At 38.5% G+C, this 15684-nt stretch carries 12 protein-coding genes and 1 pseudogene; 9 read left to right on the forward strand and 4 right to left on the reverse strand.

Going from position 1 to position 15684, the window contains the following annotated elements; all coding sequences use genetic code 11:
• Positions 1-44 precede the first annotated feature (44 nt).
• The gene (locus AC25Y5_RS01725; RefSeq protein WP_488138802.1) at positions 45-1742 is read right to left on the reverse strand and encodes a M3 family oligoendopeptidase; all 1698 of its coding nucleotides are present in this window, start codon (positions 1740-1742) and stop codon (positions 45-47) included.
• Between the two features lie 156 nt (positions 1743-1898).
• Here AC25Y5_RS01725 and AC25Y5_RS01730 point away from each other — a divergent pair, with 156 nt between their 5' ends.
• The 6 genes and pseudogenes from AC25Y5_RS01730 to AC25Y5_RS01755 all read left to right on the forward strand — a co-directional run.
• The gene (locus AC25Y5_RS01730; RefSeq protein WP_488138918.1) at positions 1899-4556 is read left to right on the forward strand and encodes a cation-translocating P-type ATPase; all 2658 of its coding nucleotides are present in this window, start codon (positions 1899-1901) and stop codon (positions 4554-4556) included.
• A gap of 97 nt (positions 4557-4653) precedes the next feature.
• Positions 4654-4935, forward strand: coding sequence for a DUF6509 family protein (locus AC25Y5_RS01735; protein ID WP_482099742.1), 282 nt, complete (start codon positions 4654-4656; stop codon positions 4933-4935).
• 261 nt (positions 4936-5196) lie between these two features.
• Positions 5197-6180 (forward strand): NAD(P)/FAD-dependent oxidoreductase, encoded by a 984-nt coding sequence (locus AC25Y5_RS01740; RefSeq protein ID WP_488138803.1) that lies wholly within the window; start codon positions 5197-5199, stop codon positions 6178-6180.
• A gap of 185 nt (positions 6181-6365) precedes the next feature.
• A complete protein-coding gene (locus tag AC25Y5_RS01745) occupies positions 6366-6914 on the forward strand; it encodes a cysteine hydrolase family protein (protein WP_488138804.1) in 549 nt (182 codons plus the stop codon).
• A 64-nt stretch (positions 6915-6978) separates the two neighbouring features.
• A complete protein-coding gene (gene nadD, locus AC25Y5_RS01750; RefSeq protein ID WP_488138805.1) occupies positions 6979-7596 on the forward strand; it encodes a nicotinate (nicotinamide) nucleotide adenylyltransferase in 618 nt (205 codons plus the stop codon).
• 81 nt (positions 7597-7677) lie between these two features.
• Positions 7678-7803, forward strand: a pseudogene (locus AC25Y5_RS01755) (SRPBCC domain-containing protein); the annotation flags it as partial.
• 325 nt (positions 7804-8128) lie between these two features.
• Here AC25Y5_RS01755 and AC25Y5_RS01760 read toward each other — a convergent pair.
• The 3 genes from AC25Y5_RS01760 to AC25Y5_RS01770 form a co-directional block, all read right to left on the reverse strand.
• Positions 8129-9235 (reverse strand): DUF1648 domain-containing protein, encoded by a 1107-nt coding sequence (locus AC25Y5_RS01760; RefSeq protein WP_488138806.1) that lies wholly within the window; start codon positions 9233-9235, stop codon positions 8129-8131.
• Between the two features lie 2 nt (positions 9236-9237).
• Positions 9238-9621 carry a GntR family transcriptional regulator gene (locus AC25Y5_RS01765; RefSeq protein WP_488138807.1) on the reverse strand — a complete coding sequence of 128 codons (384 nt, stop codon included), beginning with the start codon at positions 9619-9621 and terminating at the stop codon, positions 9238-9240.
• A 124-nt stretch (positions 9622-9745) separates the two neighbouring features.
• Positions 9746-10678, reverse strand: a complete 933-nt coding sequence (locus AC25Y5_RS01770; RefSeq protein ID WP_488138808.1) for a polysaccharide deacetylase family protein — start codon at positions 10676-10678, stop codon at positions 9746-9748.
• Between the two features lie 868 nt (positions 10679-11546).
• Between AC25Y5_RS01770 and trhO the strand changes: the two genes are divergently transcribed.
• The 3 genes from trhO (at position 11547) to AC25Y5_RS01785 (ending at position 15633) form a co-directional block, all read left to right on the forward strand.
• Positions 11547-12521, forward strand: coding sequence for an oxygen-dependent tRNA uridine(34) hydroxylase TrhO (gene trhO, locus AC25Y5_RS01775; RefSeq protein WP_488138809.1), 975 nt, complete (start codon positions 11547-11549; stop codon positions 12519-12521).
• 263 nt (positions 12522-12784) lie between these two features.
• Complete coding sequence (locus tag AC25Y5_RS01780) at positions 12785-13615, forward strand: DUF368 domain-containing protein (RefSeq protein ID WP_488138810.1); 831 nt, start codon at positions 12785-12787, stop codon at positions 13613-13615.
• A gap of 122 nt (positions 13616-13737) precedes the next feature.
• The gene (locus tag AC25Y5_RS01785) at positions 13738-15633 is read left to right on the forward strand and encodes a PrkA family serine protein kinase (RefSeq protein ID WP_488138811.1); all 1896 of its coding nucleotides are present in this window, start codon (positions 13738-13740) and stop codon (positions 15631-15633) included.
• Positions 15634-15684 lie beyond the last annotated feature (51 nt).

Consider the following 15684-nt stretch of genomic DNA (forward strand, 5'->3'; position numbering starts at 1 on the left):
TACGGGGCTGACCTAAAATGCGAGGACAGCCCCGTGGTTTATTATCAAAGTGCTTTATCATCAATCGAATCTAGCCAAGATTCTATTGTTCCGATAACAGATTCAACACAGCCATCTTCAAATGGTGAAATTAAATTTGCTTCGGAAACAAGTTTAGTAAATGATTTTGATCCGCCGAGGGTGCAAAGATGTAAATAATCATTCCATGCTGATTCATGATTTTCGAGCGAGCGTTTCCAAAATTGGAAAGCACAAATTTGTGCAAGTGTATAATCGATATAATAAAATGGACTTTCGTAAATATGACCTTGACGTTGCCAGATGGAGCCGGATTCCAAATATTCAAAGCCATCATAGTCACGCATTGGAAGATATATTTTCTCTATTCTTTTCCAAGCTGCTTTTCGTTCTTCGGCTGTCATTTCAGGATTTTCGTAAACTGCATGTTGGAATTCATCCACTGCGACGCCATAGGGTAAAAAGAGTAGCGCACTACTTAAGTGTGCAAATTTATATTTATCTGTTTGGTCTTTGAAAAACAGTTCCATCCAGGGCCATGTAAAGAATTCCATACTCATTGAATGGATTTCGGCGCCTTCATATGTTGGCCACATATATTCAGGTATTCCAATGTCTCGGCTAGAAAAAACTTGGAATGCGTGTCCGGCTTCATGCGTTAATACGTCAATATCACCAGATGTCCCATTAAAATTGGAAAAGATGAATGGTGAATCGTAGTTATCGATAAAAGTACAATAACCGCCGGCTTCTTTTCCGGTTTTAGCTTCAACGTCAAGTAGGTTTTTATCTGTCATGAACCTGAAAAAGGTGTCTGTCTCAGGTGAAAGCTCAGCATACATCTTTTTACCACTTTCAAGAATCCAATCAGGTGATCCTTGAGGTGTTGCGTTACCTGTTAAGAAGTCTAAGGATTGATCATAAAATTTTAACTTATCCACACCAATGCGCTCTGCTTGGCGCTCATATAGACGACTGGCTAGTGGGACGATATGATCACGAACTTGATCACGGAACTTTTTCACCATTTGGGCATCATAGTCAATACGATTCATGCGCACATAGCCGAGTTCAACAAAGTTTTTATAGCCAAGAGTGGTAGCAATTTCATGGCGTAGTTTGACAAGTTCATCATAAATTTCATCGAACTTCACACCGTTATCCGAATAAAAAGTGTACGTAGCTTTCATAGCGGCTTTACGAACGGAACGATCTGTTGACTCCGCATATGGACCCATTTGAGCAAGAGTCAGAGTCTTGTCGTCAAATTCGATTTGCGCGGATGCAACCAGTTTAGAATAATCGGAAGCCAGCTTATTTTCCTTTTGAAGCATACTGACGATTTCCGGTGAAAATGATTTAATGGAGTTGTCAGCCAGTGCGAATAGTTGGCTACCCCATTTTTTTTCAAGATCCGCCCTAAAAGAAGTGGTGACAAGTTCTTTATAGTAAGCAGTTTCAAGTTCTTGATACTCAGGTCCGATTTCATCGAAATAATCGCGTTCTTTTTGATAGAATTCATCATTTGTATCGATGGAAGCACGGATATAGACAAGATTGGCCATCGTTGAGTAGTCTTTTCCGATTGCGTTAATTTTTTCAATGACTTCATTTTGTAATTCATATGAACTTGCAGAACGAAAATCCTCAAGAAGTCTAATGAAATCTTCTTTTACACTATCCATGTCAGGTCTAGCGTATTGATAGTCTTCAAATTTTATCAAGATAATTCCCCCTGATTTATACTAGTGAAATATTCCACTGATTCTATTGTTCACGATGTTCCGGAATATTGCAAAAGAAATATATATTATTTCACTAGATTATATGAGAAAAGCAATGGAAGGAATTCCGTATGACAAGTGTTTGAAATTAAAACTATAAAAGATGGGGTAAAAAAATTGCAAAAGCAAACTGATCAATTCATTGATACAAATATTGAAATTGGCTTAAGTGAAGCAGAAGCGAAGAGAAGACTTGTTGAATTCGGTGCGAATAAACTAACAGGAACAAAGAGCCGTTCGCTGCTTCAACGTATTTTTGCACAAATTAATAATGTCTTAATCTACGTGCTGATTGTTGCAGCTGTTATTTCGGGCATTCTTGGAGAATTGGCGGATTCCTTAATAATTGGACTTGTTGTCCTTATCAATACGGTTGTAGGAGTTATCCAGGAATCAAAGGCAGAAGATGCACTGCAGGCGTTAAAAAATATGGCAGTTCCTAAAGCGCTAGTTAGAAGGGACGGTGTACAGAAAGAAATACCGTCTGAAGAAGTCGTGCAAGGTGATGTAATTCTTCTTGATGCCGGAAGGTACGTGCCATGTGATATCCGTCTAATTGAATCAGTGAATTTGAAAATTGAAGAGGCGGCGCTGACAGGTGAATCCGTATCAGTAGAAAAAGATTCACAATTCGAAGGTAACAGCTCAATGCCCATCGGAGATCGAAAAGACATTGCATTCATGTCGACATTAGCTACATATGGACGTGCAACTGGCGTGGCAATTGCAACAGGTATGAAAACCGAGATAGGAAAAGTCGCATCTATGCTTGATAGTGAAGTGGATGAAGAGACACCTTTACAGAAAAGTCTCGCACAATTGGGGAAATACCTGGGGATGACAGCTGTTGTCATTTGCGTCATCATATTTGGAATAGGTGTGTTGCAAGGCCGCGGGTATATGGAAATGTTCATGTTAGCTGTCAGTCTAGCGGTTGCAGCTATCCCTGAAGGAATGCCTGCAATCGTTTCAATCGTTCTCGCAATCGGCGTTCAAAGGATGATTAAACAAAATATCATTATTCGAAAGCTTCCTGCTGTGGAAGCGCTGGGTTCAGTTGACGTAATCTGTTCAGATAAAACCGGTACATTGACTCAGAATCGAATGACAGTTACAACGTTTTATACTGAAGGAACATTAAGCAGCTTAGATGAAGCCAATCTTAAAAAGCCTGTACAGAAACGATTATTTGAAAATATCGCATTGTGTAATGATGCAACATATACAAAAAATGAAGAAACCGGGGATCCAACAGAAATCGCGCTTATTGCAGCAGCGGTGGAAACTGGGTTGGAAAAAGGTCAACTGGAAGCAAGTTATCCCAGAATTGCTGAGATTCCATTCGATTCAAATCGTAAACGGATGACTACGGTACATCAAACGGCGGAGTCCATTATTTCACATACTAAAGGTGCCGTTGATGGGATTTTGCCGAAATGTACACATATCGAAACAGCTGAAGGGCCCAAAATTATTGATGAGCTAGACCGTGAAGCAATTCTTAATGCTGCAAAATCCATGTCTTCGAAAGCATTGCGTGTACTGGGTTCTGCCTATAAATTCATGGCAGCTACAAATACCGACGAACTTAACAATGCAGAAGAACAATTGGTGTTTCTTGGTCTTGTCGGAATGATTGACCCCCCTCGTGAAGAAGTGAAGAATGCGATTAAAGTTACGAAATCGGCAGGCATACGTACGGTTATGATTACGGGGGATCACCAGGACACAGCATTTGCGATTGCAAAAGAACTTGGAATCGCAACTCAACAATCGGAAGTAATCGAGGGAAAAACAATTGACGCTTTGTCAGAACGGGAATTAATTGAAAAAACCGGGGAAATTAATGTATATGCTCGCGTTTCACCGGAACACAAAGTTAAAATTGTGCAAGCACTTAAAGCGAAGGACCATACCGTGTCAATGACAGGCGACGGTGTTAACGATGCACCTTCATTAAAGGCCGCGGATATAGGTGTAGCAATGGGGATAACAGGTACAGATGTAGCAAAAGGTGCTGCAGATATGGTATTAACGGATGACAATTTTTCATCAATCGTCAAAGCAGTAGAAGAAGGGCGTACCATTTACCGTAATATAAAGAAGTCCATTATTTTTCTGCTATCGTGTAATTTAGGAGAAATAATTGCGCTTTTCGCTGCAATATTACTAGGGTGGCCGTTGCTCTTGCGCCCAATTCATATCTTATGGATCAATCTGGTGACGGATACATTTTCTGCGCTGTCACTGGGGGTCGATCCTGAAGAAACTGGTGTAATGAAAGAAAAACCGAGGCACCGGAAAGAGAGTATATTCAGTGGTTCCATATCGTTTCTAGTTTTAAATGGTTTTTTGATTGGGGCAATTACACTCGTTGCTTTTATGATGGGCATCTATATGTCAGGCGAGTTTACGGGCAGTTTTCTCTCTATGTTTTCAGCTGCCATTCCAGAAAGTGCTCTCGTACATGGACAGACAATGGCTTTCATCGGCCTGAGTTTTTCTCAGCTTGTGCATTCACTCAACTTTAGATCGATGAACAAGTCTGTATTCAAAGCAGGTATTTTTAAGAATAAGTTTTTAATATACTCAATTTTACTAGGGGTTGTGTTACAGGTAATTATCGTTACGTTCGGTCCAATTGCGAAAGTCTTTAGTGTACAATCACTTGGACTAAAGGAATGGATAGTTATTGGTGTACTTAGCCTAATACCGCTTCTAGTAAATGAACTGGTTAAATTATTCAAAAAGTAATTTAAGCACCAAAGTTCCCCTTTTAGTGCTCTATGATGTATTATGGGGGGTAATGGCATTGTAGCCGTGAATTTGTAAGTGAGAGGTTGATACTGCTATGGAAATTACTGAGTACATTATCAAAAAAATTAACGATCCTACTGGGATCATTGCTGGAGAACGTTTTGAGTACCGATTGTACATTGATTTGGACGAGGAAGACGAGCTTTATTCTGAAGGTGGAACAGGGCTTCGCGTGATTTTTGCAGTTGACGAGGATGAAGGACGGATAGCATCTTATCACTTTTTTGAACGTACAAGTGAAAAAGTTCTTGATTTTGAATTGGAAGACGACGAAAAAGCAATTGTTCTTGAATATTGCAGAACACACCGCGAATAATACAACTAAAAAGCCTGTACACATGATTGTTATGTGTACAGGCTTTTCTTTGGTATATGGAGGTTTAAAGCTGAAAGTGGAATCTACTACAGTGGAAGTTTTAGCACTAATGTACGAACACAGTATGTGAAGATTCCTGCACATATAATAAATCAGCAGACTCAATTCGAATTATGTGTGTTTTGTGGTAATATGTTAGATAATATGGAAAGTGGATAGAAACGAAAATATCCAAGACTAATCTAATTGGAGTGTTTGAATATGGATAATGAAATAGTTGATATTACGATTATTGGGGGAGGGCCGACGGGGCTTTTTGCATCATTCTATGCAGGAATGCGGGAAATGTCGGTGAAAATCATAGATAGTTTGCCACAGCTTGGTGGTCAGTTGATTGAATTGTATCCTGATAAAGATATATATGATGTGGGCGGATTTCCAAAAATTCTTGCAAAGGACTTTGTCGCTAATCTTGTTACACAAGCACATTATGCGAAACCTGAAATCCTTCTTGGCGAAACTGCTTTATCAGCGACGCGTGAAGGAGATCACTTCATCCTGAAAACGGATAAAGGTGTTCACTTAACACGTACCATCCTATTGACAGCAGGAATCGGGGCTTTCCAACCCCGCAAAATCGGACTTCCCGAAGAAGTCCATTTTGAGGGGAATACCCTTCATTACAGTATTAAAGATTTAACGATTTTTAAGGATAAAAATGTTCTTGTTTGCGGAGGCGGGGATTCAGCAGTCGATTGGTCACTTATGTTGGAAGACATTGCATCCACTGTGACACTCGTCCATCGCCGTGAACGCTTTACAGCACACGAAACGAGTGTTAATCAGTTAATGGAATCCAAAGTGACTGTGAAGACGTCTCGAGCGGTAAAATTGATTGATGGTGAAGATGGTAAAGTTCAAAAAGTAGTCTTAGCAGAAAAAGATGGCACTGAAGAACATCTTGACGTCGATCATTTAATTGTTAACTACGGAAATATATCATCTCTTGGACCATTGAAGGATTGGGGTCTTGAAATGGACCGTAACTCAATTATGGTTAATTCTCGTATGGAGACCAACATCGAAGGGATTTACGCGGCAGGGGATGTTACAAACTATGATGGCAAAGTGAAATTGATTGCTGTCGGACTAGGTGAAGCTCCAATCGCTGTGAATCATGCAAAAGCTTACGTCGATCCGAAAGCGAGATTACAACCGCTTCATAGTACAAGTATCTTTAGTTGAATAGAACTTGACACCAAATTATAAAAACCGCCTAGTGCGGTTTTTTTATTGACTAGTTATAGAAAAATTAGTAACATTTCGTTAATACTGAATTTTTTTCAATCATAGATGACAACGCTTAATGTTAAACACATCAAAAATTAAACTTTACTATTGACTTTGTTAATATAGAGGAGGATTTTATTGTGAAAAGAGCATTACTGAACATTGATTATACTAACGATTTTGTTGCTCCCGATGGCAAATTAACTTGCGGTGAACCGGGGCAGCAGTTATTACCTTATATTTGTAATTTGACAAGACAATTCATCAATTCTGGAGAGTTGGTGGTTTTTCCAATCGATTTACACAAAGAAAACGACCCGTATCATCCAGAAACAAAACAATTTCCACCCCATAACATTATAAATACAGGGGGACGTGAACTATACAGTGAATTAAATGATATTTATCAAGAATTTAAAGAAAATGATCATGTTTTATGGATTGATAAAACCAGGTTCTCTGCTTTTACAGGGACAGATTTGGAAATTAAATTACGTGAACGTGGCATCAATGAGGTTCATCTCGTGGGCGTTTGTACCGATATCTGTATTCTTCACACAGCGATCGATGCATACAACAAAGGGTTTAAAATCATTGTTCATGAACAGGGAGTTGCAAGTTTTAATGCAGCAGGGCATGACTGGGCACTAGGGCATTTTCAAAACACCTTAGGTATAGAGGTTATTTAACAAACAACTGCTTGGCTGCAGCATATTGGGAAGGCTAAATGAGGGAATTGAGGAGATGAATGATATGGCTAGAATAGGTATTTATGGTTCGTCTTTCGATCCGATTACGAATGTACATTTGTGGACGGCAAGTACAGTTGCTCACCGTTGTAAATTGGATAAAGTTATATTCCTTCCTTCATCGAATAAAAGAAAAGACAAAGAAATGAAAACAGCTGATGAACACCGGTGGAATATGATTAAATTGGCAATTCAAAACAATGATAAATTCATTGCCGATGATTATGAAATGAAACAAGAGGGCTGGAAAATTACAACATATGAAACACTTATTTATTTTAAAGAACTCTATAAAAATGATGAAATTTATTTCGTTATGGGAGCGGATTTACTAGTCGATATCGGTGCTGGTAGATGGGGGCATTCTGAATCACTTGTGAATGAAAATAAATTTATTGTAATGGCACGTGAAGGAGTAAATATGCTACAGGCAATCAGTAAATCAGCCATCTTAAGAAATAATGACGACGGACAGACTTTTCACTTGCTTGATAAAGGTCTATCTATGGAAATTAGCTCTACTTACATTCGGGATGAATTTTCTATGAACGGAGAACCCCGTTATCTGTTACCTGATTCTTGCTATCATTATATTAAAGAGCACGCGCTCTATAAGAATTAATTCTAAACATGCGACTATCAGATTCTATATAGTTAAATATAGAACCTAATGGTTGTACTTATTATTCAGGAGGTTTTTGGTATGTCAATTAACATTAATGATCGGTTCTCTAAAATAAGAAAGAGCATAACTATCGATGCTCCTATTGAAAAAGCTTGGAAATACGTCGCAACATCCGAAGGAATAGGTGCCTGGTTTATGCCGAATGGTTTGGCGAGGAACATGCAGAGGTACGTTCACGTATGTCAGGTGGATGGGATGGCCTTATTCTGAAACTGAAAAGTGTGATTGAGCTTTAATGGATTAAATCTTTATAATTAAGCCAAGAACACCCGTGACTTCAGTCATGGGAGGTTCGTAAGTATGATGTTCTTCAAGCGATCTCACATCCGACACGTCGAAATCTATGAACAGTTTAGGCGATTTACTGCTGGTTGTTGTGTTGGAACAATATAAAAAACGCTGAAAGTAGTTTTTCAGCGTTTTTTGTTTGCAATAATTAATAGTAATCGAAAAAAATAAGGAATTTAAATCACAAAAGAAAGGAGATAGCTAAAATGAGCAGTAGGGGAACGAATATGATTACATATCCGATTGGATTCCCAAAGTTAATCGACCATCCGATACCGAATCTTTTCTCTACAAAAACGGACGGATCATTATGGTTCACATAAAAGATGCCGTATTTCCAATGCTCATCATCATCGAAATCTGTAATGCCGGTAATCGTTTCGTCTTCCAATTCCACTTCAATCCGGGAGCCGCTCTGTCCAACTTTAAATGCATAGATGGCTGTAGCTAGAAGGGTAATTAAGAGAAAGCCAAGTGGTAACGCGAACATTAGTGCAGCATCACCAAGACCATCATGAATCGTAGCAAGTTGAATGAACCCAAAAAGAATAGTCATGAGAATAGTCATCATATATAAAAACCAACTGGAGTATTTTCGGAATGATAATTGTTGAACTTTTGATTTTTTCCTTTTTACTGCACTTAATCTGATACCTGATTGTTTTGTAAATGTATTAATACCGGCCATCATTACTTGTATTATTAGCAATATAAGAAGTAAAGCAATTACTGAAAAAGGTGTTTTTTCACTAAAAGTATCGGCTTGACCGTTCGCTCCCCAATGTGTAGGAATCAGGTCGGGCATATTGTTGTATTGTGTGGCAGTGTAGGCGATTAGCCCAACCGTAATTAGCATTGGTACTGCATAGACATAAGAAGGAAGCATCTCGTCTTTCGTCCGAATTGCTAATTCAGCGATTCGGACTTGCTTCAAATCCGCACCCCATTGATTTTTTTGTTTAAGTCGCGTCGTTTGTGCATGAAAGTAAAAGTAGAGAACCATACTCAAAAAGAGAAGTCCAAATTGAACTGCTAATCCAGTTAAGACGATTGTTACTTCTGATAGATTACTATTACTTACCCAATAGTAATAAATGAAAAGTGAAATGAAACCCGTAATGAAAATACTAACAGCATATATTCTTTTATAGGATATAATCGTTGAATCGTCTGTAAAACTTTCTGGAACCGTAACGCCAAACACAACGGAGGGCTTTAATAAAAATGGAGTAGCAGACAGCATTATAGTAATAAAGCTAATAATGATTAGAAATAAGGGTAATACCATACTTATACCTCCTGAATTGTTAAAATGATAGATGAAATAAGGTTGCTAATGTCTTTTGGTTTCATCCCGAGCACGATTGCTTCAGCAACAATCGGTTTGAATTCCTCAGTAATTCTTTCAAGGTTTGTATTAGTAATATCATTCGTCAAGAATTCATTGACAATTGCTCCGGATTTCGGAACGATACGGATTATCCCCTTTTTTTCGAGTTCGTGGTATGCCTTATTGACAGTATGCATATTCATGCCTAGGTCGGCGGCTAATGTCCGTACAGAGGGGAGTGTTTCTCCACCTATAAGTGTTCCGCGTGCAATTGCTTCGATAAGCTGAGAAGTTAATTGTGCATATATCGGTTTATCCGCATCCGCTTCGATTTGGATGAACATATGGTACCCTCCTTATAACTAATCTAATTTAATTTAATTATAGCCTCTTTGTTCTATTTAGCATAGAACAAAGAGGTAGATAAATAAAAATCCCTGAACAAAAGTTCAGGGGAATCCTTCCTAATTATAATTCTGAAGTTTTAACGAATATATATCCTTCGCTCTTCAAATAAGCTAGAACGGCATCAAGTCCATCAGCAGTTGATTGGTGAATATCGTGCATAAGGATTATACTTCCATCTCTGGTTTGACCTTTGATATGTGTAAGCAGTAAATTCGAATTTCGATGTTTCCAGTCAAGTGTATCAATATCCCATAGAATTACAGGTAAATCTGTTTGGTTTCGGACTGATTTATTAATCGAACCATAAGGAGGGCGGAATACAGTCGCTTTTTGTCCAGTGACATCCTCAATGATAGAAGAAGTACGACTGATTTCATTTCGTGCTTTTTCGACTCCAGTTTTCGTCAAGTCAGGATGTTTCCACGTATGGTTACCGAGTTCATGACCTGCTTCTTGCACTTTTTCTGCGATTTCAGGATAGCATTCAACCTGGCTCCCGAGCATGAAGAAAGTTGCTTTGGCATTGTATTTATCCAATGTATCTAGAATTTGAATTGTCACTTTTGGATCAGGTCCATCATCAAAGGTGAGGGCAACCCGTTTACTCTCAGAATCTGATTCGATTGTCACTAGCTCTTGATCTAAACTATCTAACTCATCTGTAGTCAAATAGTTTTGTTTAGCTTTTTTTATGTATTGTGAAATACCATTGTTGAATGTGCTATGAAAGCTTTGTGGATACTGGATCACATACGGCTTATATAGATCATTCGACGTTTCAGTACTTATTTTAATACCTGCATAGTGAGAATCAATTTTATCGATAATAACCTCAGTTGGTTTTGCAGCAAGTTTGTTTTCAGGAAGAGTGGCAGCTTCATTTTTAGTAGTCAAGGAAAATAAATAGATGGCAGACACAGTCAATGTAACGATGATAATTGAAAATGTAACATCGATCCAGGCGGAACGACGTTTTTGGTACTTTCTTTTCATGGAAAAGACTCCTTTACTATGTATAGAAAGTTAGACGGATGAAACTCTTTAATAGTTTCGGGAAAAGTAGATGTTTTGTCAGATTTTATCATTTAATATACTATTCTAGTATACATGAATAAAATGGAAGCATCTAGGGGAGATAAATTGTATATGTTATGAAATAAAGAATTCTTTCTACTGCGCTGCGGCGCTCTTGGAATGCCTTTGCCGCACCTGTGACGGAGTGTTTACTATTGAGAGAGTAAGCCAGTCTGAGTGTGGATTATATAACGCTTTGCGCTTTGGGAATGCCTTTGAAGCCACTGAAAAAGTCCGATTTCCTTCAATGCCGTTGATTTCCGTTCCGAGCGGACGCTTTCCGCGGGCACGGCTTCGGCGACCTCTTTGCCGCGCTTGCGCTGGGTGTACATTATCGGGAAAGTTTTTATTTTGAGATGTAAAGACTGAAATTATAATGTGATTACTATATGATATTAATTTCATTGAAGAAAGACGCACTACAGGCTACAGGTCTTATCCCCGACAACGAAATGTGCTTTCCTACATAGATTTATCCAGCGCAGGCGCGACTTCGTGGTAGCCGGAGCGATAAGACTGAAAGTGAACTTCTTTCTGGCTTATCGCGGGAGGCATCCACAAAGCGGCGAAGCGGTATTAATGGGCTTTCTAATCCATTCCATTGTTCACCATATATAGTAACTTGTTTATATAAAAATCCTTTTTTTACGTGTTAACTTGTGATATAATAGCTCAGTCCCTTATTTTGCAAATACGGGTGCGCTTTTGTATGTTTACAATTATTTGTGAATTATTCGAGCCGGTTGTTGCTATAACATGCAATTATAAAAACAAGGTGGTTGGAAAAATGGAAAAAGGTACATTCCGGGTTCTTCTTTATTATAAATATGTAACGATTGAAGATCCTGAAACATTTGTTATTGAGCATTTGAAAGCTTGCAATGAAATCGGCTTGAAAGGTCGAATTGTTGCAGGAAATGAAGGAATTAATGGTACATGCTCTGGAACCGTTGAACAAACAGACAGGTATATGGAAATGATGCAGAATGATGAACGATTCAAAGACATTGCATTCAAAATTGACATTGCAGACGAACATGCATTTAAAAAAATGCACGTCCGCGAGCGTTCAGAACTTGTCAATATGAGTTTGGAAGATGATATTGATCCAAATGAATTGACGGGTAACTATTTAAGCCCTGAAGAGTTCTTTAAACAGATGCAAGATGAAGATACAGTTGTTATCGATGCACGCAATGACTATGAGTTTGACCTAGGACATTTCAGAGGTGCAGTTCGTCCAGAAATCGAAAATTTCCGTGACTTGCCAAATTGGATTCGTACTAATAAAGAACAGTTCGAAGGGAAAAAAATTCTAACGTATTGCACAGGCGGTATTCGTTGTGAGAAGTTCTCTGGTTGGCTTGTTCGAGAAGGATTTGAAGATGTTGGACAATTGCATGGCGGAATTGTCACATACGGAAAAGATCCTGTTGCCCAAGGTCAGCTATGGGACGGACAATGTTATGTATTTGACGAACGTATCGCAGTTCCAATCAATCAAGTAGAACATGTAATCGTCGGCCGTGATCATTTCGATGATACGCCCTGTGAGCGCTATGTGAACTGTGCGAACCCTGTATGTAATGCGAAAATCATTTGTTCCGAAGAAAACGAGCATTTGTATATGCGTAGTTGTACGGATGAATGTCGTACACATCCGCGCAATCGTTACTTCGTTGAACATAACTTGACCGTAGAAGAATATGACATGCGCATGGAAGCTATCGAATTACACCGAAATAAAACTCACGCGCTATAAATTAAAATCGCCTAAACAATTGTGATTCTGTTTAGGCGATTTTTTGTTTTGATGAAGAATGGTGTGCATACTTATCCAAGCAGCTAAAATCAATGCAAGAAATAAGGAGCGTTTACTTCCATAAACGGAATGGATTCTATGGCAATAGAGGGAATAAGTACTAAATATTGTATAGTGCTTACTTTGCCATTTCTGTCCATACTTTTTAAAAGAACATAATGTTATAATGAGAGCATTCAATTGATATTGGAGGATCATTATTTATGCAATGGAGAAATTTGTATCGTGGATTCTTTTTGGGAATCAGCGATTTAATACCGGGAGTGAGCGGGGGAACGATTTCGTTCATCTTAGGGATTTATGATGAATTATTAATGTCAATCAGTGGCCTTTTTAGCCGCCATTGGAAAAAATATATTGGTTTCTTATTGCCTTTGGGCATCGGTATTGGAGTAACCCTTTTACTATTCAGCAGAGTGATTGAATATTTATTAGTAAATTACTCTGCACCCACACACTTTTTCTTTATGGGACTAGTTATTGGTGTACTTCCTTTCATTACAAAAAAAGCAGGTGTCAAAAAGAATTTTAACTGGAAACACTTCTTGCTCATTCTACTTGTCGGTGTTGCACTAGCTTCACTCGCATTCATTAAACCGCAAGATACGACGGCCATTACAAATTTGACAGCTTCCAATGCAATTGGGCTTTTTTTAGCCGGTTGGGCGGGGAGTATTGCGATGTTATTGCCTGGTATTAGCGGTTCGCTTATCTTACTCATTTTAGGTGTCTACTCGACAGCAATTGGAGCATTATCGAATTTGAATTTCCCTATTATCGCTGTAATCGGTGCAGGTGTACTGGTTGGATTCATCGTCAGTAGTAAAGCTGTAAGCTATTTAATGGAGCATTTTAAGTATATTTCATTCGCTGTAATTATAGGGCTTATTATTGGTTCGCTATTCGTCATCTATCCAGGTATTCCTGAAAGTGGAACACCGTTTGTCTTGAGTATTATTGCTCTTTATACAGGTCTGATGGTTGCGAATATGTTCAGTTCACTTACTAAAGCACCTATCGCCAATTACAAGTAAAAGTGCCGCATCTGAAACGGATTGAATCGTTTCTGGATGCGGCACTTTTCGCTTTGTTCGGCATTATAATTCCCTTCTTTGCATACTATGGATAAAACCATGCCCTGACTGGAGGGAAATTGATGGATATCTTAAACAAAGTGAGAAGCTTCAGAGAAGAAGAAAACAAGCTTAAGTGGGAAGGCACATTCGCAGAGTACTTGGCCATTGTGAAAAAGAGAAAAGAAGTCGCACAAACAGCACATTCACGGGTCTATAATATGATTAAAAGTTCTGGATTGATTGAAAAAGATGGTAACAGGCTTTATCAATTTTTTGGAAAAGAGATATTTGGACTTGAAGAGTCAATAGAAAGACTGGTGGAAGAATACTTTCATCCAGCTGCAAAAAGACTAGAGGTTCGTAAGCGGATATTATTGTTAATGGGCCCTGTTAGTGGAGGGAAATCTACAATCGTTACATTATTAAAACGGGGTTTGGAAAGCTATTCCAAAACGGATGCGGGTGCGGTTTATGCCATTAAAGGCTGTCCAATGCATGAAGATCCGCTACATTTGATACCACAATATTTGCGTAAAGATTTCTTCGAAAGCTATGATGTTCGCATTGAAGGCAGTTTGTCACCATTGAATGCGATGCGGTTAGAACAAGAATATGGTGGAGAAATTGAAAATGTCCTGGTGGAACGCATTTTCTTCTCGGAAGACAAACGAGTAGGAATTGGAACCTTTACACCTTCAGATCCTAAATCTCAGGATATCGCCGACTTAACCGGGAGTATCGACTTCTCAACAATAGCTGAGTTTGGTTCCGAATCAGATCCACGCGCCTATCGTTTTGATGGAGAACTGAATAAAGCGAACAGAGGAATGATGGAATTCCAAGAAATGTTGAAGCTGGACGAAAAGTTTCTATGGCATTTATTGTCGTTAACACAGGAAGGGAATTTTAAAGCAGGTAGATTTGCATTAATAAGTGCTGACGAACTGATTGTCGCGCATACAAACGAAACAGAGTACCGTTCCTTTATTTCCAATAAAAAGAACGAAGCACTTCACTCTAGAATTATAGTCATGCCGATTCCCTATAATTTGAAAGTGAGTCAAGAAGAATGCATTTATGAAAAAATGATTAAGGAGAGTGATATGACACACGTTCATATAGCTCCGCATGCATTAAGAGTGGCTGCTATATTTTCAGTTTTGACGCGACTAGAGGATTCCAAAAAGCAGGGAATTGACGTTGTTAAAAAAATGCGTCTCTACGACGGAGAAAACGTAGAAGGGTTTAATGAGATTGACGTGGAAGAACTGAAAAAAGAATTCCCGAACGAAGGAATGAACGGGATAGATCCGCGCTATGTTATTAACCGTATATCCTCGGCAATCATCCGTAAAGAAGTAACATCCATTAATGCACTTGACGTTTTAAGGTCATTGAAAGATGGTTTAGATCAGCACGCCTCAATTTCAAGGGAAGACCGAGATAAATATATGAATTATATTTCTATCGCCCGGAAAGAATTTGATGAAATCGCTAAGAAAGAAGTCCAAAAGGCTTTTGTTTATTCTTATGAAGAGTCCGCGATATCGTTAATGGATAACTATCTTGATAATGTGGAGGCTTTCTGCAATAAAAATAAGCTAAGAGACTTTTTAACAGGAGAAGAAATGAATCCTGACGAAAAACTGATGCGTTCCATTGAAGAACAAATTGGGATATCGGAAAATGCTAAAAAAGCATTTAGAGAAGAAATTCTAATTCGGCTATCTGCCTATGCGAGAAGTGGAAAGCGTTTTGACTATAATTCCCATGAACGTTTACGGGAAGCCATTCAAAAGAAATTGTTTGCCGATTTAAAGGATGTCGTCAAAATCACGACTTCATCTAAAACACCTGATGAATCGCATCTGAAAAAGGTGAATGAAGTAATTGCCAGGCTTATTGATGAATATGGATATAATTCTATATCTGCAAATGAATTATTACGCTATGTTGGTAGTCTGCTTAATCGGTAAACTTAGGGAGAAGAACAAGACTGATGCAGCATTAGTCTTGTTCTTTCTAAA

The sequence above is a fragment of the Sporosarcina sp. Y1011 genome (genome assembly GCF_057669885.1).